Below are 20092 nucleotides of genomic sequence, written 5' to 3' on the forward strand. Positions count from 1 at the left end.
ACTATAACGCATAAAAACACCCTCCTTACTGGTTGTCCAGTAAAGAGGGTACATATCAAATTGGTTTTTCCGGGGGTTCTATTATGCGTTGCGGCTGCGTTTCTGGTATTTGCTGGAAACCAGGTAAATACAGAATATTGCGACGAAGAAGCCGAATTGGATGCCAATAAAGCGCCAGTATTTTGCAGTGGTAAGTATTTCATCCGATATACCGCCCAGCATTGAATTGAGGCGGATGTACCAGTAGGTTGGAAGAAAATGCGCCACAGCAAGAACACCTTTTCCCAAAAGGTATTGCGGAACGAAGATTCCGGAGAGGAAACTCAATCCCAGGGAGGCAACATTTGCAATCATACTGAGGGACTGCTGTTTGAGTGCAAAAATACTTACAAGGAGCGTAAGTGCTATGGAAAACAGCAGAACCATGGCACTGTTTAAAAGAGAGTGGAGTCCGTTTATCGAGAACAGAGTGTCTGGTCCGTAGATAAAAAGTGCAGTCAGGATAAAGAGCAGCCATACAAAGAGACTGAATACGATACATCCTAAAGTAATCTGCGCATTTCTGGACTTTAAGGAAAGAGAGGAGCAGGAAATCCTTGCACCTAAATCTTTCTGGTTAAAGGTCATCAGAATCGGAGTCATACCAAGTAACAGCATATTAATGAGTACATAAGGAAGATACTGGAAGAAATAGGTAAGTCCAATCTGTGCACCATCCGTTTCCTTTTCTTCAAGCTTAAGAACCGTAGTATCGTTTCCTTTGGAAAGTGATTCACTGGATTTTGTTACTGCTTCGGAAAGAGAGAAGCCACCAGCCATAAATAAGCGGACACTGGAAAGATACTCAGTTACCTGCTGGTCTACAAAATAGCCATTGGAGTTGTCCTTTCGCATGGAAACCGGAAGGAAATCTCTGGCATCAGAATCAGTAAGCTGTTCTTCAAAGCCTTCCGGGATGGTTAAAATATAGTCAACCTTTTGATAATAAAGGGCATCCTGTAAAGTCATAGTATCCGTATCCTTTAAAGTGACCGGATTGTGCATGGAGGAAAGATAATCACTTAAAGCGTGGCTTGCAGTGCTGTCATCCTCGTCAATAATATAAATGTCTGCCTTTGTGGCAGTAAAAGAAGTTTCATGGTCGGATGCTCCGATTTTACTCATGGCAATTACAACAACGGTAAAAATAATATAGTATAAAAGCACCGAAGGAAATTTCTTCTTTGCAATTTTCAGAAAAGTTTTAAATACTTGCATATCTTTTCCTCCTTGTCAGTAAGAATCCACCCAAACAGAAGAGAGCGGAAATGCCAACCAGTGTCAGAATACATTGGTAATACTGGTTTAGGTTATCCTGAATGCCCAGTGTATAGAAGGCACGGGAAATCAGGGCAGCCGGTGAAATCCGGTTGATAACCGGGCAGGTATTCTCGACAATGATCCACATATTTCCAACCATAAGCCCGCTTAAGAAGCAAAGCAGCAGACTGCCGGAGACAAGAATTCCCTGTTTTGTTCCCTCGGAAAAGGCTCCGATGGAACCTACGAAAAAGCCCATGGTAGTTCCGGTCAGACAGCCGACAAATACCGTCAGGATTGCCAGTGGGAGATGGTAGGTTAAATCAATCTTAAGCACCAGTACAATAAATGCAAAGGAAACCAGATTACAGATAAACTGGAATATCACATTGGAAAAAAGCTCTGCTATAATGACCTTCATTTTATGAACCGGAGAGACATTGCGTCTTGCACCAATGGCGGAGAGATTTCCCTGGTTATTGAGGGAAACATACAGTCCGGAAAGGCTGGTAAAGAGGCATGCCATAGCTATCAGATTGTAAAAGTACTGTGTATAAGTATCGGTATTATGTTTGTTTAAAGAAACTTCTTTGGTATAAGTAACCTGCTCAGAGAGACTTTGAAGCAGTGCTTCTAAGTTCTCCGGGTGATTTTTTGCAGTATCCGCAATGGCAGAAACCGAGGAATTGTACTGCTTTACAAATGCCTGCAAAATACTCTGATTCATGCGGACGGTATCAGAGCTAGAAGAAGAAACCGTAAGGGAAAGTGTGACTGTATCCGATGCAGAATTGTCTGTATACAAAATGCCATCCACCGTCTGGTCCTTTAACAGGGAAACGGCTTTTTCTTCTGTGCAGTAGGTTGGAACAAAGAGGGCAACGCCATCTTTTAATTCCGTTTTTTCTAAAAAGGTCTTGATATTTTTTAATGCATCCGAATTATTTTCTTCTACAACAGCAATGGAAACCGGCTTTTGTATTTCGGAACTGCTGATATTGGAAAATGCTACCTTGAACATAATGCCAAGCAGAATCGGAAAAAGCAGTATCCAGAACATCTGCTCCCTATTTCTAAGGAGAATCCGGAAATGATATTTCATGATTTGAAGCATATCTTTCTCCTCCTAGTCTCTTAATTCTTTGCCGGTAATCTCTAAGAATACGTCATTTAAGGTCGGAAGCTCGGAATACACTTTTCCGAAGGTAATCTCATGCTGCTGCAGATAATCCAGCACATGAATGAGATTGTGGCTTCCACCGCTGCATAAAACAGTCAGCATGTGATTTTCGTAAGTCACTTCATAAACATGTTTTAAAGCACGGATTTCATCGATTGCTGCATCCGGCAGGTCTAAGATATCAATGGAAATGCTTTCGCTCTTCTTAATCATCTGCTTTAATTCATCCTTCGTGCCGATGGCAAGATTTTTTCCTTTGTCCATAATGGCAATCCGGGAACAAATCTGCTCCACCTCTTCCATGTAATGGGAAGTGTAAATGATGGTGGCACCGTTCCGGTTCAGCTCCACGATTCCCTCAAGAATCTTATTCCGGCTCTGCGGGTCAACGGCAACGGTCGGCTCATCCATGATAATCAGCTTTGGTTTATGGGCAATGCCGCAGGCAATATTTAACCGCCTTAAAAGTCCGCCGGATAATTTCTTCGGAAAGAATTTACGGAAATCATCTAAGCCTACAAAAGCAATGGCTTCCTCTACATACTGTTTCCGGAGTGCTTTATCTTTTACATAAAGCCCACAGAAATAATCAATGTTTTCATATACCGTCAGTTCATCCACTACGGCAACGTTCTGCATAACAACGCCGATTTGCCGCTTCAGGTCATAACTATCCGGGTTCATCTTTTTCCCAAATACTTCAATGTTTCCTTTGTCATAGGAAAGCAGGGAAAGAAGGCAGTTGATGGTCGTAGTCTTGCCGGAACCGTTTGGACCGAGCAGACCGAAAATCTCACCTTCTTCAATCTCTAAGTTAAAGTGGTCTAATGCTACAAGCTCTTTGTAGCGTTTCACCAGGTTTTCTATTTTTACAACTGGGGTACTCATAGGTTTCCTCCTTTTTTAGGTTGATTGGTTGTGCAGGCGATTGCGAGAGAAGAAAAGAAATTTATAAAAACTGTTTTGCTGTGTTACATCAAAAGCACTGGAGTGTTCGTCGAAACTGGATACTGCATGATGCTTGAAAAGGGGCACTAAGAATTTCGAAACATGAGTAGTTTTTTCGGCAACCGGCGCAAATTCGCATCCATGTTCATATGCGCCTCGCCGGTACATCCCTGTACCGGCGTTGCCGGATATTGGGCGAAATTCCAAGTGCCCCTAACAAGCCTCATAAGGTATCCGCATTCCGATGAACGCTCCAGCGCTTTTGCCAGACATTGGCAAGCCAGCTTCTTTATGAAATTTTCTCTTCTCGCAATCGCCTATAACCTAAGTATAGGGAAAAGAGGTACAGAAGGTAAGTGCATTCTGTCAGGAAATAAAATGACATTTGTCATATCTTAACGTTCCTGTTGTCTTTTCCTTGAAAGAATAGCCGTTGCAAGACCAAGGAAGATAAGACCTGAGATAAACATATATAGTATTTTCATATGAGGGGAAAGAGTGGCATTTCCAAAAGAAATGGTAAGTCCCATATAATCCGCATATCCGGTCTTTATTTCGGAGGGGCAATGAAACCATTGCAATTCCTGATTCATCCAGATTTCACGAATGGCGGAAGCCCCCTGAAAGGCTGGAAGAAAGCGGATGATATATTTAAGAGTCTGGGGTATATTGCCGTATGGAACATAAATTGCAGCAAAAAATCCAATCAGAGTACCCAAAAGCGTGGTCAGACCATTGAATGCACTATTGGTATGAATAAAAGAAGCGCATAAAAAGACAAAGGAAGCAGAGGAAAAAATAATTGCAAGAAGTGCAAAGAGAATTTCTAAAGTATCATGGGCAGTTATAAAGGAGCCATTGGCAATACCAAGATAGATGATTCCGATTATCAATGTGAGCAGGCACATGATAAAGGAGACAATAATTGCAGCAATGACATAACCTGCAACATAGTATCCGCGTTTTACGGGTGCAACAAAAAATGCAGATATCTTACCGGATTCCTCATCTCTTACCATGGTTCCTACCAGAGTCATGGAAATGCTTACGGCATTGACAACCAGGATACCGGCAATGGTCCAGATAATGATGAGCGAAGATGCATGAACAGCTTCGTATTTCAGACCGGTTCCAAGAACCTGAATTGTGGAATCAATATTTCCCTGTCCGAGAAATGCAATCATAAGGGTTAACACAATAAGAGTAGAAAGAAGAGAAAAGAATACACTGATTCGGTCTCGGAAATAAAGTAAGATATTACGTTTTATAAATGAAATTAGTATCATAGGTTAATCCTCCAGTTTTTTTCCTGTTATTTGAATAAAAGCATCATCCATACTACCTTGAATAATTTCAATGCCATCATAGGGAGTGGTTATCTGGGGCATGATATGCAAAGCATCTTTGGTAGTAGATAGGGAAATTGCAATTCCGTTAGGGAGACGATAAGAAGCCAGTGAAAGAGCAGCCAATTCCCGGTTCAATGGTGTAATTTTGTCAGTATAGATTTTTAAAGTATCGGAAGCATATTTATTTTTTAACTGGGATGGAGAGCCGGAAGCAATGATTTTTCCGGCATCCATAATGCAAAGTTGTTGTGCCATAGAGGCTTCTTCCATATAGTGTGTGGTGAGAAAAATTGTCATATGGCGCTTTAACCGGAGACTTTCCAGACAGTCCCACATAAGTTTTCTGGTCTGCGGGTCAAGCCCGGTAGAAGGCTCATCTAGAAATAATATTTCAGGAGTATTCATGAGTGCCCGGGCAATTTCGCAGCGTCGTTTCTGACCACCGGATAATTTACGAAAAGGTCGTGATAATAAATTTTGAATGTTAAGAATTTCGGCAATCTCATAGAGATTTTTTTGAACCGTCTTTAAATCTTTTTCATATAGAAAGCCTCTCATCAAAAGATTTTCTTTTACTGTCAGATAATCATCTAAAGTATTATTCTGAAAAACAACTCCAATTTTATTGCGGATGGCATCGGCTTCTTTTAAAGCATCGTAATCACATATTTTGACAGTTCCTGCAGTTGCTTTCAGTAAGGTACAAAGAATATGAATTGTAGTGGATTTTCCGGCACCATTTACACCGAGCAGTCCAAATAAATCTCCTTTTTTAACAGAAAAAGAAATATCATCTACTGCTTTTATATCGGAATAATATTTTTTCAAGTGTGAAATCTGTATTGCATCCATGTTATGCCTCCTGTAGATAGAGATAAATAATAGCGGTTTTATAAATGTAGTATAGTAGAGTGAGCGGAGGACTGGTAAGTGCATTCTGTCAGGAAATAAAATGACATTTGTCATATCTTAGGAAAAATGATACAGTAAATGCAGTAGAACCCTAAGGAAGGGGAAGAAGAATGTTAAGAATACTGGATAAGTTACTTCTTTTTGCCATGTGCAGCTGCCTTATTTTCCAGTTAGAGGGAGACTACCGCAGAGTTGTAATCTTCATCATTGGTCTGATTGTGGCAGCGTTGACTCTTTATATTGAAAACCGGAAAGTCATTGGTGCATTGCTGATAGCAATGGCAGTACTGTGTCTAATCGAGCCGGGATTTACCTTTTTGCTGCCGCTGGTGTTTTTTGACAGCTTCTGGTTTGGCCTGTGGTGGGGTATGGGATTTGCAGTTTTATTCTTTTATGCACTGCCGGTGTACCAGCCATGGATGACAGCCATCTGGCTCTTTTTGTCATTGGCAGCGGTGCTGTTGGCTTATTGCACCAGACAGGCAACGGAGCTAAAGCGGAATCTGATTCGGCTCCGGGATACCAGCACGGAGTTAAGCCTTGTGATGCGGGAGAAGAACCGCAAGCTTTTAGAGGAGCAGGATACAGAAATCTATATGGCAACGCTAAAAGAGCGGAACCGGATTGCAAGAGAAATCCATGATAACGTGGGACATATGCTGTCCCGGGCAATTCTTCAGATGGGAGCACTGAGCACCGTATATGAAGAAGAGCCGCTGCATGGTCAGCTTTTAAAGGTAAATGATACCTTAAATCTTGCCATGAATAATATCCGGGAAAGTGTGCATGATCTGCATGATGATTCCGTGGATTTAAAGCAGGCATTATTAGAGGCAACCCGGGAAATGAAGCAGCATTATCATCTGGATTTAGAATACGATATGTCACAGAATGTTCCACGAAAAGTCAAATATTGTTTTATCGCAGCCGTAAAAGAAGCAATGTCAAATATTGTAAAATACAGCAACGGTGACCGGATTGAGATTGTTCTCAGGGAACATCCGGCACTGTATCAGATGACCATTGAGGACAATGGTACGGATGAGGAAAAGCAGAAAAAAGCAACGGAGCAGATGCGGGAAGAAAAGGATGACCTTAAGAGTGCAGCCGGAGGCATGGGACTTTCGAATATGCGGGAACGTGTGGAGTCGCTGGGCGGAAGCATTCATGTAAACTGCGAAAAAGGTTTTAAAATATTTATATCAATTCGAAAGAAAGAGGAGGCAGTATGAGAGTCCTGATAGTAGATGATGACGAAGATGTGGTATTTTCCCTGCAGACCATTCTCTGCGCCAAGGGAGTGGATGTAGTCGGAACAGGCACCGATGGAAGTGAAGCCGTAAAATTATATGAAGAGCTTCAGCCGGACATTTTATTAATGGACATCCAGATGAAGCCTATGAATGGACTGGATGCGGCAGAGCAGATTCTTGCAAAAGACAAGGCGGCAAGGGTGCTGTTTCTGACCACATTTTCCGATGATGAATATATTGTGGAGGCATTACGAATCGGTGCGAAAGGCTATTGCCTGAAACAGGATTTTGCAGCAATTGTTCCGTCATTGCATGCGGTTATGAGCGGACAGAGTGTCTTTGGGGGAGAAATTGTGAATAAGCTTCCGGTTCTGATGCAGAATAAGGAAAGCCTTGACTATGCCAGCTATGATATCAGTGAAAAAGAACAGGAAATCATTCACCAGGTGGCACTGGGACGCAGCAATAAAGAAATTGCGGAAGCCTTATTTTTAAGTGAAGGGACTGTCCGCAACTATATCAGCAGCATATTAGAAAAGCTGTCCTTAAGGGACCGGACGCAGCTGGCGGTATTTTATTACCAGCATTTATAAAATAGAAAGAGGATTTTTATGATTTTTGAGACACATGCACATTATGATGATGAAAAATTCAAAGAGGACAGAGAACAGCTTGTTTCTTCTCTTCCGGAGCAGAACATAAGGCGGGTAATTAACGTAGGTGCAGACTTTGCCGGCTGTGTGGATAGCGTAGCATTGGCAGAGAAATACGATTATATTTATGTAGCAATCGGAATTCATCCAAGCAATATCGAAGATGCAACGGAAGAAAATTTAGCATGGATAAAGGGAAAGGCTTCCTGGGAGAAAACCGTTGCCATCGGAGAAATCGGGCTTGATTATTATTGGGATAAGGAGCCAACAGTGCAGCAGGCACAGCGGGAAATGTTCTGCCGTCAGCTTGCGCTGGCAAAAGAGATGAGTCTTCCGGTTATCATTCATTCCAGAGATGCCGCAGAGGATACCATGAAAATTATGCAGCAGGCCCATAAGGATGACATTCCGGGTGTCATTCATTGTTATTCTTATTCCAAGGAAATGGCGAAAGAATATGTGAAAATGGGATATTATATTGGTGTCGGCGGTGTAGTTACCTTTAAAAATGCAAAGAAGTTAAAGGAGACCGTAGCAGAAATCGGACTGCCTCACATTGTATTGGAAACTGACTGTCCCTATATGGCACCGGAACCGCATCGTGGCACCCGGAACGATTCAAGAAATCTTATTTATGTAGTAAAAACCATTGCCGAACTGACCGGAACAACACCGGAAGAAGTGGAAGCAGTTACCTGGGAAAATGCAAAAAAATTATTTCAAAAAGTGAGGTGACCTTCCTGTCAGAAGGGAATCAGATTTTATAAATATTTTACTTGTATTATAAATATGTATTTGTTACAATCAACACAAAGCATATATTCTGATTTTCGAGTGGCAAAAGCCAATCTAAATTTCTAGTATCAATTCAATGAATTCTATGCTTTTAAATTCTTATTACAATTTACGAACGCATAGTGCATTGAATAAGCGGAATTTCAGAATCGGAACAGGATATGTAATCCTGCTTTTCCTTGCATTATGGGAAAAGGAGGAAACATGAAAACTTTAGAAGAACTGAATCTGGTGGATGACTTTCTGGTAAACAGCCTGACCAGCCACAAAATTTATGGGGAACAGTCGGCGAGGTATATTTTGGAGTGTATTCTGCACCGGCAGATAGGAAAGCTTACGGTAGTGCCACAGCGTTTCTTCTGCGGAGAAAATATAGAAACCCACGGCATTCGGCTGGATGTATATCTGGATGAAGAGAACGGAGAAATCTTTGATATAGAACCGGACCAGAATGATGGGAAAGAAGAAATTGTATCATTGCCACGAAGAGTCCGGTTTTACCATGCGAAGATTGATGCAAGCAATCTGAATGCAGGTGATACATATGGGAGTCTTCGGAATGTCATCGTAATTTTTATTACAACTTATGACCCCTTTGGACTGAATCGTATGGTGTATACCATTAAGAACTGTTGTGTAGAAGTGCCGGAGTTAAAGTATGAGGATGGCGCACAGACAATATTTTTGTATACAAGAGGAAGGGAAGGAAACCCACCAGAGGAATTAAAACAGTTACTGCATTACATGGAGCATTCATCCATAGAGAATGCTTCCACCGAGAATCTGAAAAAGTTACACCGGATGGTAACAGCGGTCAAGCGGGATGGAGAGGTAGGTTTTGCATATATGAAGAGTTTTGAGAGAGAAGAGCGGATTCGAAGACAAGGCGAAGAGGAAGGAAGAAAAGCCGGACTGGAAGAAGGTAAGAAAGAAGGTCTGGAAGAAGGCATTATAAAACTCAGCCGTAAACTAGGAAAAGAAGATACGGAAATTCTGTCATTATTGCAGGAAGAACTGCAGATAGATGAAGAACAGGCGAAACTTATATTGGAAAAATATCAGCAATAAGTAAATAAAAAGGGGCAGCACTCCTACTGGAGTAGCTGCCTGATTAATTCTAAGTGTAAGTGGATGGCCTTTTTTATAAGCATCCATATCCCGGTTCTTAAGGGATAATAAAATTTGTTCATGCTCCTGCTGTGCAGTAATTCTTCCATAAGAGGTATTTCCTTCACCATAATAAATGGATTTACTGATCAGGTTATTCAGTGTCATATAGAAGACACGAAGCGGAAGTGTTCAGGGCAGATTCAACCATATCTACAAGATTCGTTTCATTTGGAAGCGTAACATAATTGCCTTTGCCGATTACATTCGTAACCAGTTTTTTCTCGGTAAGAATCTTGATGGCTTCCCGGATGACATTACGGCTGACTCCATATTGTGTTGCAAGAACACGCTCGGAAGGCAGACAGTCACCATCCTTATATTCTTTATGTAAAATTAACTGTTCAATATCGTCGCAATGGACTGGTATAATAATGTTCCCATAGCATTTCCCCTGTTCTGTCAATTTACTGATATTCTCATCCTAAACGTTGTCAAAATAAAATGCAAGGCTTTTATTTATGCGAGTAGTTCGCCAGGTGTGTTTCCCATAATTATAATGCCTGAATGGAAGCCTCTAAAATAGAAAGTCCCTCATCGATTTCTTCTTTTTTGACATTTAATGGAGTGGCAAACCGCATACCATTTCCATTTACGCCACAGTTTAAGGTAAGCATATGGCGTTCTAAGCAGCCCTTCTTTACTTTTGCCCAGATGTCTGGTGCCGGGGAGCCATCCTCATGGGAAAATTCAATGGCAACCATAAGACCGATACCACGGACATCGGAGATACAAGGATTTCCGCCAAAAGTGGTTCCATGGGTACCAACCGGCCATTTATCCATAATTTCCGGGGTGGAAATCACGGCACTCATTGGAAGACCACCAGCAATCGCTTTACCAACTGTCATAATGTCAGGAACAACGTCAAAGTTCTGGCTTGCCCACATTTTTCCGGTACGTCCGTAGCCACACTGGATTTCGTCGAAAATCAGGAGAATTCCATGTTTGTCACAAATTTCGCGGACACTCTGTACGAATTTTTTGGAAGGAACGACATAGCAGCCTTCGCCCATAACCGGTTCCATATAAATGCAGGCAACATCTTCCGGATAGACAACATATTTCAATAATTTATTCAGCTCAAACAGTGCATAATCGGTACGCTCTTCTTCTGTTATACCGGCAGGACACAGATCTTTTCCAGGATATGGCGCAAAGTAGACATTATCCAGTTTATGGTTTCATCTGCATGTACTCTTCTGCCGGGTAACGTCTGCAGGATAGAGACTGCCAGGTAAAGTTTACCAGAAAACAATAGAAACATTTATTTACCGGATGCCAGTTCCACCGTGTCTTTCCAGAAGCGTTTTGGAATATTCTGACTTTGCAGCTTCGGATTCTTTCTTGCTTCAATGGCAATACTGTCAAAAAAACCGCACCAGAGCTTCTGGTAGTCCTTCTCGGCAGGGGAAAGCCGTGTGATAACTTCCTGATTTAAATTGGATGCATCCGTAAGGAAGTATCCACTGCCGGCTTTGCGAATGGCAGCAATCTGGTGTGTTGCGTCATAAATCATAAAATGTTCCTGTGGAAGGCGGTCAGTAAAATGTTCTGCCAGAACGGAAATCACCTGATTCTTAGGGTGAATGGTAGAAAACAGGACTCCGTTTTCCAGTTCCTGAAAACGTAAAAAACCAAGTAGATGGTGGGCTTCATTTCCAGTGGAACGGCTCAGCTCAAAGACTCTTGCAATATAAGGATTGCCAAGAGACTGTAAAATCCGATGACCATCCGGTAAAGAAAATCCATATAAGAGTGTACGGTAAATGCAGTCGGCTTTGTCCGGCTGCTCATTCTTTTTCTTATCATCATGGGCAAGAACCGCCTGAAGAATATCCTGATAGACCTCCATGCCAAGACGGGCAATGATGGTGCGTCCGACCTTTTCGCTCTTTTCGGAATCCGGTGCTACCGTAATATATTCAGAAAAGAGTTCGTAAGTTATCGTATCATTGATACAAAGCTTTATATTTTTGTGCCCGTACCTGCTGGCCCAGGCATCATAGATGCCGGTAAAGATGCCATCGATGGAATCTTCACATAGAAATATATGCATGAGAAAAAGTCCTTTCCTGTTTACTGAAAAATCATGGTTATAGCAGTTTATCCGACGCATAAATCGTTTGTGGTCAGTTTAAAATCACTTAAAGCATCTTCATCAAAGAAGGAAATCTGCTTATAACTGGAATCCCGTATTTCCTTCGGAATCTGAGTTTTATCCTGCATCAGACAGCTGCAGATGTAATCTTCATTTTGTGGAATGGAATACATCATACGACCGGAGCAGGTAATAAAGTAGGCCGCCCGTTTTAAGACAACACCGATTTTCCTTAAATCGGAAAAATCAATGCGGCTGTGACGGCGGGCTTTTACAATACGGTTGGCAGATTTCACACCAATGCCCGGAACACGTAGTAAGGTGTTGTAATCTGCCCGGTTAATCTCTACCGGAAAGGCTTCTAAGTGGCGGAGTGCCCAGTCGCATTTCGGGTCTAAGAAGATATTAAAATCCGGACGCTCTTCGCTTAATAGTTCTCCGGCAGAAAAACCATAGAAGCGAAGCAGCCAGTCTGCCTGATACAGGCGGTGTTCCCGCAGAAGGGGCGGACCACCGGGAAGGGTTGGCAGATTGGAATTGTGATTTACATTGACAAAGGCAGAGTAGAAGACTCGTTTCAACTGGAAATTCTGGTACAAGCCTTCTGCAACCTTCATAATCTGATAATCGTTTTCCGGGGTGGCACCGATAATCATCTGGGTGCTCTGGCCTGCCGGTACAAATTTCGGGGTCTTACGGTAAACCATCAGCTCATTCTGATTTTCCGTAATGCCATTCTGAATCAGACGCATGGGCTTTAAGATGGTTTTGCGGGACTTATTTGGTGCAAGAGCCTTCAGTCCGTCTGCGGTCGGAAGCTCCAGATTAACGCTCATGCGGTCGGCAAGAAAGCCTGCTTTTTCAATAAGAACCGGGTCGGCACCGGGAATGGCTTTTACATGAATATATCCGTTGAAATGATGGTGGACACGGAGCTGGTAAAGTGTCTGATAAATCAGCTCCATGGTATAATTCGGGCTGATGAGAATACCGGAGCTTAGGAAAAGACCTTCGATATAATTTCTGCGGTAAAATTCCATGGTAAGGGTACAGACTTCGTCCGGTGTAAAGGAAGCCCTTGGCACATCATTGTTGCAGTTATTCTGGCAGTAGGCACAGCGGAAAATGCATTCATTGGTAAAAAGAATCTTAAGCAGGGAAATACAGCGTCCATCGGCAGAGAAGGTATGGCAGATTCCGGGAGCAATGGAATTACCCATGCCATGGCCGTTTCCCTTGCGGTCTACACCGCTGGAGGTACAGGCAACATCATATTTGGCGGCATCCGAAAGGATGGTCAGTTTTTCCAATAAAGACATGTTTTCTGTTATATTCAAAGCAATCACCTTTTCTTTTTCTATCAAATATATAGAAGCACTTGCAAAGGAAGTAGTGGTGGAAGCCTGTCCTGTTTTAATGATTTATCAGATAAGAGCAGCCTTGTTCATCAAACGTCAGATGCCGCATAATGCCTGCAAAGGGCACTAGGAATTTCTTTGTAGTATGTAGTTTTATCCGGCAACCGGCACAAATTCACATCCCTGTTCATATGTGCCTCGCTGGTACATCCTTGTACCAGCGTTGCCTGCTTTCAGATGAAATTCCAAGTGCCCCTAGCAGCCCTTATCAGGCATCTGTCCTTCGATGAACAGTGCCGCTTTTCCATAAGAAAAAGACAAGACAGGCTTCCAGCCATCCATCTTCCATTGTAAGTTTTATGAAAATCCCCAATAATAGTTGCGTAGAACTATTTTCCTCTGTTATCATAAAAAGGACTGGACAAATCAGAACATTTGTTCTAAAATGATTGTAACACAGAAATATGCAGTTGGCAACAAAAATCGAACGTTTATTCGAAAAAAGGAAAGAGCGGTTAAATAAAGGAGCAGGCATGGCGGAATTAGGAAATCCACAGAATACAATAGAGGTACTGCAGAAGTACCGGTTTAATTTTCAGAAGAAATTCGGACAGAATTTTTTGATAGATACTCATGTGCTGGATAAGATTATCGATGCATCCGGAGTGACGGAGGATGATTTTGTATTGGAGATTGGTCCGGGAATCGGAACCATGACACAGTATCTTTGCGAGAGGGCAAGAGAAGTGGTTGCGGTGGAGATAGATAAGAATCTGATTCCGATTTTGTCGGACACACTGAAGAATTATTCCAATGTAACAGTAATCAATGAAGATATTTTAAAGCTTGATATCTGTAAGCTGGCAGAAGAGAAGAACCAGGGAAAGCCAATCAAGGTAGTGGCGAATCTGCCTTATTATATTACCACACCGATTATTATGGGACTGTTTGAAAGCCATGTGCCAATTGACAGCATTACGATTATGGTGCAGAAGGAAGTGGCAGAACGTATGCAGGAGGGACCGGGAAGCAAGGAATATGGAGCACTTTCACTTGCAGTACAGTATTATGCGAAGCCGGAAATCGTGGCAAATGTACCACCGAACTGTTTTATGCCAAGGCCGAATGTAGGCAGTGCGGTCATCCGTCTGACCCGGCATGAGAAGCCGCCGGTAGAAGTGGAAGATGAGAAACTGATGTTCCGCATTATCCGGGCATCCTTTAACCAGCGCAGAAAGACACTGGCAAACGGACTGAATAATTCCCCGGAGATTCATTTGCCGAAAGAGGTAATACAGGAAAGTATCGTAAGCCTTGGAGTTCCGGAGAACATTCGTGGAGAGGCACTGTCCTTAGAGCAGTTTGCGGAACTTTCCAATGAGATAGGACAGCGTATGAAACAGTAATATTTTACTGGTATACATCCATTTCTGTTACATATATATGTAGAACAGGAGTGGACAGGATATGAAAGAAAAAATAAAAATGATACTGTGTCTGTGCCTGATTATTGCAGGATTACCGATACTTATGACCCTGGTGTTCCAGGGAGATGAGATATTATTGGATACAGACAGCAATGAAATACAACATAAGAGCAGTCATCCCGATGAAGAAGAGAAGATGGCTGCTCTTGTGTCTATTCTGGCACGGGATATCCCGGTTACCTATGAAGAAGAAGCGATTCGTGCGCAGGCAGTTATTGTGCGGACCAATTATGAATATGCCATGTCGCAGGGAAAAGCACCGGAGACGGGACTGAGTATTGCAGAGCAGACAAAACTATTTGGAAATGAAAATTATAATCGATATTATCAGAAATTAGAAAATTGCCTGATAGATACCGAGGGGGAAGTCTTAACATATCAGGGGCAGGAAGTCGAAGCTCCCTATTTTGCTGTTAGTGCAGAGAAAACGAGAGGGACAGAGCTTCCTTATCTCAAAAGTGTGGAATCCATATGGGACATTACATCAGAGGATTTTCTTAAGGTGGAATTCTATGATGCAGGAGAACTGGTGGATACCTGCAATCAGGCATTTCCGGAAGCAGGACTTACAGCGGAGGACTGGGTGAATACGCTGGTGGTGACAGAACGGGAAGAAAGCGGATATGTAAAAACCATACAGGTTGGGAACAGTAGTGTCAGCGGGGAGGAATTCCGCAAGGCATTTTCCCTGAATTCCGCCTGTTTTTATATCAGGGAAATCGATGGCAGGGTACGTATTGTGACCAAAGGGTTAGGACACGGTTATGGACTTAGCATATATGGAGCAAATGAGATGGCAAAAGAGGGAAAAACTTATCAGGAGATTTTAAGCTATTATTATTCCGGAATTGAAATTACAAAAAAAGAATGAAATATAAAGAAGAATAAACTATAAAGAAGAATAAAATACGAAAAAACTGTCCATACTTATAAAAAATAAGATATGGATGGTGAGAAAATGAAAGGAAGAAGATCATGGATGATTGCCCTGGCTGTCATGGTACTGGCAGCAGGAGCAATGACAGCAGTATATAATTATTCCCAGAAGGAAGAGGAAAAGCAGCAGGAAAATGTTGCAGATAAGGATGCAGGAAAAGACAAAGGCAATAAGAAAGAAGATGGAGCTTCGGATGATTTTGTGGCAACGCTTCCAAAGGCAGAGGAAGAAACCTCGGAGAAACTGGCAGAAGCAGACAGCATCATAAAACCTTCTGATAACGCAGTTGCTTCAAAGGATTCGGATGGACAGGCACAGTCCGACAGCGGGCAGACAGAAGAAGAAAATGTGGCAAATGCAGCGGCTGAGGCAGAAAATGAGCCAGAGACAAAGGCGGCAGCAGCCACCACAAAAACACTGCATTTTGCGGAAGAGGATGGGTTAAACTGGCCATTACAGGGCAATGTAGTCTTAAATTACAGCATGGATCAGACCGTGTATTTTGCGACTCTGGATCAGTACAAATATAATCCGGCAGTGATTATTGCCGGAGAAGTAAATGACAGGGTATCCGCAGCCGCAGAAGGAAAGATAACTGATATTTCCAACAGTGCGGTCACAGGATGTACCGTGACTATGGATTTAGGAGATGGTTATAGTGCTATTTACGGGCAGCTTAAGGAAGTGCCGTATGAAGTGGGCGACATTGTCAGCAAAGGAAAACTGGTAGGTTATATTGCGGAACCGACGAAATATTATTCCGTGGAAGGAAGTAATCTTTATTTTGCCTTGCAGAAAGATGGCGAACCGGTAGACCCGGTAAGCTTCTTTGAGTAAAAGAGCCATACTTGAAAAAAGAGCCGCATACCTATATAATAAAAGACATTAAAAAATACGAAAAAGGGTGCGCAAAAAGATGGATTTTAATGCTTACAGCAGCGAAGTATTGGAATGGTTAGAGGGTGTCCGGAAGAATCGGGGAACAGATGCCGAGAAAACATTGATGCTATGTAAAAATATAAGAGATTATGCCAGAGAGCAGGATGATGAGAAACTGTTAGGCTATGCCTATTATTACAGTGGCGAGACATATTATCTTCTGAATGATGTGGATAAACTATTTCGCAATCTTTCCTGTTCCCTGCCATACCTGGAGCATTCCAGACAGCATGGTTTATTAGCAAGAGCCTATAATATTCTTGCCATTACGTCCATGAATCGTGGAAATGCTCCTTTTGCCATGGATTATTATCTGAACGCCAGAATGTATTGTGAAAAATATAAATTATATGATATTGGTATTATTATCAATATTAATATTGGTATGCTTTACAATAATTTTAGGGAATACCGGCAGGCAGAAAAATATTTAGGGCAGGCATATGATTTATTGCAGAAGAATAAGGAAATACCGGAATATTACAGTTATCTTCTGAATATCTATATAGGACTGGGAAACAGCTGCTTTTATCAGGAAGAGTATATGCAGGCACAGGAATATGCACTGCGGGCAAAAGAGGTGTGCAGTGGACATCTGGAAGAGTTAGAGCAGATAGCCTTTGCCTGCTTTGAAGCAAGACTCTGTAATGCCATGGGAAAGAAAGAAGAATGTGACCGGAATATAGCAATTGTGCAGAAGGTATCAGATACCAGAATACCGATTCTAGATATTTTTGATGATCTTTATGCTTATAGTGAGATGCTGTTAGATACCAGAAAGGAAGAGGAATTCTGGAAATTAGTAGAGGTTATAGAGAAGATGGCAAGGGAAGCTAAGATTATTTATATGCAGAAGCGGATTCTGACTTTAAAAATCCGTTATTATAAGAGGCAGGAAAAGAATCGTGAATATCTGCAGGCATGTGGTTTGTTTTTTGAATTGTCCGAGATACTGGAAAAAGAAAATAAATATATCATGACCTGCATCTTAGATATGCGTTATACATTGGAAGAGACGAACCACAGCAGAAAGAAGATGGAAAAAGAAAACAGGATTCTCTTAGAGCAGTCCCAGACCGATGCACTGACCGGAATCCCGAACCGCTATCGGTTAGAACAGCATGCGCAGAAGGTATTCGAACATGCCATAGCAGAGAAAATTCCAGTGGCAGTGGAAATACTGGATATCGATTATTTTAAACAATATAATGATAACTATGGACATCAGAAGGGTGATTTATGTATCTGCCGTGTAGCAAAGGAAATTCAGAAGTTAGCGGAAAAGGATGATATTTTCTGTGCACGGTATGGCGGGGATGAATTCATTTTAATTTATGAGGGATATCCAAGGGAAGCTGTAGTCATTCTTACAGAAAAATTAAAGCGCAGCATCCGTGACCTAGATATGGAGCATGCTTTTTCAGCGGCACAGCACTATGTATCCATTTCCCAGGGAATCTGTTATGATATACCGGATGAGGACAGAACGATGAAGAACTTTTTACAGAAAGCCGATGATTTACTCTATCAGGTAAAAGAAGAAAACCGGGGAGGAATCTGTATTGGAAGCTGCCGGTAAGTGGAACATACATAAGAAAACTGCATAAGATAAAATGTAACGGCCAAAAATCCGCAATCGATACTTTTTTACCAGTTTATGGAATATGAGTAAGATACTTTTTTGGTCGATTGCTTTATATAGAGATAAGACTGGGCGGTGCCCGGTCTACATAGGAAGGATTACATGAAAGAGAAACATAATTACACTTATATGGTGCTCTGCCGGGATGGGAGCCTCTATACCGGCTGGACGACTGATATCGACAAGCGGATTGAAGCACATAACAGTGGAAAAGGAGCAAAGTATACCAGAAACCGGGGACCGGTGGAGCTGCGGTATTTAGAGGAATCCGGGACGAAGGAGGAGGCCATGCAGAAGGAAGCAGCCTATAAAAAGCTGACCAGAAAGCAGAAGGATGCGCTGATTTTGTCGAAGAAAAATCTGTTGCAGTAAATTGACAAGCAAAAAACAGTCTGTTATGATTAGCCGCGGTGGCTTTTTATAAAGTTACTGGAGAACAGGTTACTGACAGATGGGAAAAAGTTCCCGCAACAGGAAGGAAAAGAATGAATACAATCAGATTTGATGAATTAGATTTAAATCCGCAGATTTTAAGAGGAATTGCGGATATGGGATTTGAAGAGGCAACACCGATTCAGAGTCAGGCAATCCCGGTGGTTTTATCAGGTGTGGACGTTATCGGACAGGCTCAGACCGGAACCGGCAAGACAGCAGCTTTTGGAATTCCGATTTTACAGAAAGTAGACCCGTCTTTACGGAAAACCCAGGTTTTGATTTTATCTCCCACCAGAGAGCTTGCCATTCAGGTGGCAGACGAAATCCGTAAGCTGGCAAAATATATGCACGGTGTAAAAGTGCTGCCAGTGTATGGTGGACAGGACATTTCCCGCCAGATTAAAGCCCTAAAGGGTGGCGTACAGATTATTATCGGAACACCGGGACGATTGCTGGACCATCTTCGCAGAAAAACCATCCGCCCGGATTTTGTCCATACCATCGTCTTAGATGAAGCGGATGAAATGTTAAATATGGGATTCCGTGAGGACATAGAAACTGTATTAGAATATATTCCGGGAGAGCATCAGACCGTACTGTTTTCTGCAACCATGCCAAAGCCGATTCTTGACATTACGAGAAAATACCAGCATGATGCAGTCAATATCAAGGTTGTAAAAAAGGAACTCACCGTGGCCAACATTGACCAGTACTACTATGATGTAAAGCGCAAGGATAAAGTGGATGTCCTTACGAGACTTTTGGATTATTATAATCCGAAGCTTTCATTGGTATTCTGTAATACCAAGAAAATGGTCGATGAGCTGGCAACGGAATTATCCGGCAGAGGCTATAGTGCAGAGGGACTTCATGGAGATATGAAGCAGTCCCAGAGAGACCGGGTCATGAATAATTTCCGGAAAGGAAAGACGGATATTCTTATTGCAACGGATGTGGCAGCAAGAGGAATTGACGTAGATGATGTAGAAGCGGTATTTAATTATGACCTGCCGCAGGATGATGAATATTATGTACATCGAATCGGAAGAACCGGACGTGCAGGCCGTTGTGGTAAGGCATTTTCTTTTGTAAAAGGCAAGGAAGTCTATAAATTAAAAGATATCCAGCGTTACTGCAAGACAAAGATTTTAGCACAGCCGATTCCATCCACTGATGATGTGGCACAGATAAAGGCTGAAAATATCATGGAACAGATTGGAACTATCATTGAGGAAGAGAATCTTTCTGATATGATAGAGCTGATTGAGAAGCAGGTAAATGAAGCTGATTATACTGCCATGGATATTGCAGCAGCTTTCCTCTATCAGGCAATGGGTGCAGGGGAGAGTTCTTCTGAAAAAGAAGAATACGACTTTGCCAATACCGGTGCAGAAGAGGGAATGGTAAGACTGTTTATCAACATTGGAAAGAAAGATAAGATTAAGCCGGGAGATATTCTTGGCGCCATCGCCGGAGAGTCCGGTATGCCGGGCAGACTGGTGGGAGCCATTGATATGTTTGATAAATATACCTTTGTGGAAGTGCCAAGAGAATATGGAAAAGAAGTCTTAAATGCCATGAAGCATGCGAAGATAAAGGGGAAAGCCGTCAATATGGAACCGGCAAACCAGAAATAA

The 20092-nt window shown here is 42.2% G+C and carries 19 protein-coding genes; 10 read left to right on the forward strand and 9 right to left on the reverse strand.

Annotated elements, in window-relative coordinates; translation table 11 throughout:
- Positions 1–81 precede the first annotated feature (81 nt).
- From DWW33_RS14050 to DWW33_RS14070, 5 genes are all read right to left on the reverse strand, one after another.
- Positions 82–1257, reverse strand: a complete 1176-nt coding sequence (locus tag DWW33_RS14050) for an ABC transporter permease (RefSeq protein WP_117697912.1) — start codon at positions 1255–1257, stop codon at positions 82–84.
- Positions 1244–2413, reverse strand: a complete 1170-nt coding sequence (locus DWW33_RS14055; RefSeq protein WP_117842131.1) for an ABC transporter permease — start codon at positions 2411–2413, stop codon at positions 1244–1246. Before DWW33_RS14055 ends, DWW33_RS14050 begins: the two co-directional genes overlap by 14 nt.
- A 12-nt stretch (positions 2414–2425) precedes the next feature.
- Complete coding sequence (locus DWW33_RS14060; protein ID WP_117697909.1) at positions 2426–3367, reverse strand: ABC transporter ATP-binding protein; 942 nt, start codon at positions 3365–3367, stop codon at positions 2426–2428.
- A gap of 455 nt (positions 3368–3822) precedes the next feature.
- Positions 3823–4713, reverse strand: a complete 891-nt coding sequence (locus tag DWW33_RS14065; RefSeq protein ID WP_117697908.1) for an ABC transporter permease — start codon at positions 4711–4713, stop codon at positions 3823–3825.
- Positions 4714–4716: 3 nt separating this feature from the next.
- Complete coding sequence (locus DWW33_RS14070; RefSeq protein ID WP_118639719.1) at positions 4717–5628, reverse strand: ABC transporter ATP-binding protein; 912 nt, start codon at positions 5626–5628, stop codon at positions 4717–4719.
- A gap of 170 nt (positions 5629–5798) precedes the next feature.
- On the opposite strand from DWW33_RS14070, the gene DWW33_RS14075 reads away from it, so the two are divergent.
- The 4 genes from DWW33_RS14075 to DWW33_RS14090 all read left to right on the forward strand — a co-directional run bounded on the left by DWW33_RS14075 (position 5799) and on the right by DWW33_RS14090 (position 9457).
- Positions 5799–6920 (forward strand): sensor histidine kinase, encoded by a 1122-nt coding sequence (locus DWW33_RS14075; RefSeq protein ID WP_117697907.1) that lies wholly within the window; start codon positions 5799–5801, stop codon positions 6918–6920.
- Positions 6917–7534: a response regulator gene (locus DWW33_RS14080; RefSeq protein WP_117697906.1), complete on the forward strand. Its 618-nt coding sequence runs from the start codon at positions 6917–6919 to the stop codon at positions 7532–7534. The genes DWW33_RS14075 and DWW33_RS14080 overlap by 4 nt, the downstream gene beginning before the upstream one ends.
- 18 nt (positions 7535–7552) lie before the next feature.
- Entirely contained in the window at positions 7553–8329 is a 777-nt protein-coding gene (locus DWW33_RS14085; protein ID WP_117697905.1) for a TatD family hydrolase, read from the forward strand.
- 264 nt (positions 8330–8593) lie between these two features.
- Positions 8594–9457, forward strand: a complete 864-nt coding sequence (locus DWW33_RS14090) for an Rpn family recombination-promoting nuclease/putative transposase (RefSeq protein WP_118639720.1) — start codon at positions 8594–8596, stop codon at positions 9455–9457.
- 193 nt (positions 9458–9650) lie between these two features.
- On the opposite strand, the gene DWW33_RS14095 is transcribed toward DWW33_RS14090, so the two are convergent.
- The 4 genes from DWW33_RS14095 to DWW33_RS14110 form a co-directional block, all read right to left on the reverse strand.
- The gene (locus DWW33_RS14095) at positions 9651–9962 is read right to left on the reverse strand and encodes a FadR/GntR family transcriptional regulator (RefSeq protein WP_158577495.1); all 312 of its coding nucleotides are present in this window, start codon (positions 9960–9962) and stop codon (positions 9651–9653) included.
- Between the two features lie 88 nt (positions 9963–10050).
- Positions 10051–10731: an aminotransferase class III-fold pyridoxal phosphate-dependent enzyme gene (locus tag DWW33_RS14100; RefSeq protein WP_118639722.1), complete on the reverse strand. Its 681-nt coding sequence runs from the start codon at positions 10729–10731 to the stop codon at positions 10051–10053.
- A gap of 92 nt (positions 10732–10823) precedes the next feature.
- Positions 10824–11615 (reverse strand): TIGR03915 family putative DNA repair protein, encoded by a 792-nt coding sequence (locus tag DWW33_RS14105; RefSeq protein WP_117697901.1) that lies wholly within the window; start codon positions 11613–11615, stop codon positions 10824–10826.
- 47 nt (positions 11616–11662) lie between these two features.
- Positions 11663–12994 carry a putative DNA modification/repair radical SAM protein gene (locus DWW33_RS14110; protein WP_199534301.1) on the reverse strand — a complete coding sequence of 444 codons (1332 nt, stop codon included), beginning with the start codon at positions 12992–12994 and terminating at the stop codon, positions 11663–11665.
- A 554-nt stretch (positions 12995–13548) separates the two neighbouring features.
- On the opposite strand from DWW33_RS14110, the gene rsmA reads away from it, so the two are divergent.
- The 6 genes from rsmA (at position 13549) to DWW33_RS14140 (ending at position 20092) form a co-directional block, all read left to right on the forward strand.
- Positions 13549–14421 carry a 16S rRNA (adenine(1518)-N(6)/adenine(1519)-N(6))-dimethyltransferase RsmA gene (gene rsmA / locus DWW33_RS14115; RefSeq protein WP_022244229.1) on the forward strand — a complete coding sequence of 291 codons (873 nt, stop codon included), beginning with the start codon at positions 13549–13551 and terminating at the stop codon, positions 14419–14421.
- 61 nt (positions 14422–14482) lie between these two features.
- Positions 14483–15373: a SpoIID/LytB domain-containing protein gene (locus DWW33_RS14120; protein ID WP_117697898.1), complete on the forward strand. Its 891-nt coding sequence runs from the start codon at positions 14483–14485 to the stop codon at positions 15371–15373.
- 87 nt (positions 15374–15460) lie between these two features.
- Entirely contained in the window at positions 15461–16276 is an 816-nt protein-coding gene (locus tag DWW33_RS14125) for a M23 family metallopeptidase (RefSeq protein ID WP_242986101.1), read from the forward strand.
- 79 nt (positions 16277–16355) lie between these two features.
- A complete protein-coding gene (locus DWW33_RS14130) occupies positions 16356–17957 on the forward strand; it encodes a GGDEF domain-containing protein (protein WP_118639723.1) in 1602 nt (533 codons plus the stop codon).
- Positions 17958–18122: 165 nt separating this feature from the next.
- Complete coding sequence (locus tag DWW33_RS14135) at positions 18123–18392, forward strand: GIY-YIG nuclease family protein (protein WP_117697895.1); 270 nt, start codon at positions 18123–18125, stop codon at positions 18390–18392.
- Between the two features lie 113 nt (positions 18393–18505).
- Entirely contained in the window at positions 18506–20092 is a 1587-nt protein-coding gene (locus DWW33_RS14140; protein ID WP_117697894.1) for a DEAD/DEAH box helicase, read from the forward strand.

The sequence above is a fragment of the Roseburia sp. AF15-21 genome (assembly GCF_003479505.1).
Lineage (GTDB): Bacteria > Bacillota > Clostridia > Lachnospirales > Lachnospiraceae > Roseburia_C > Roseburia_C amylophila.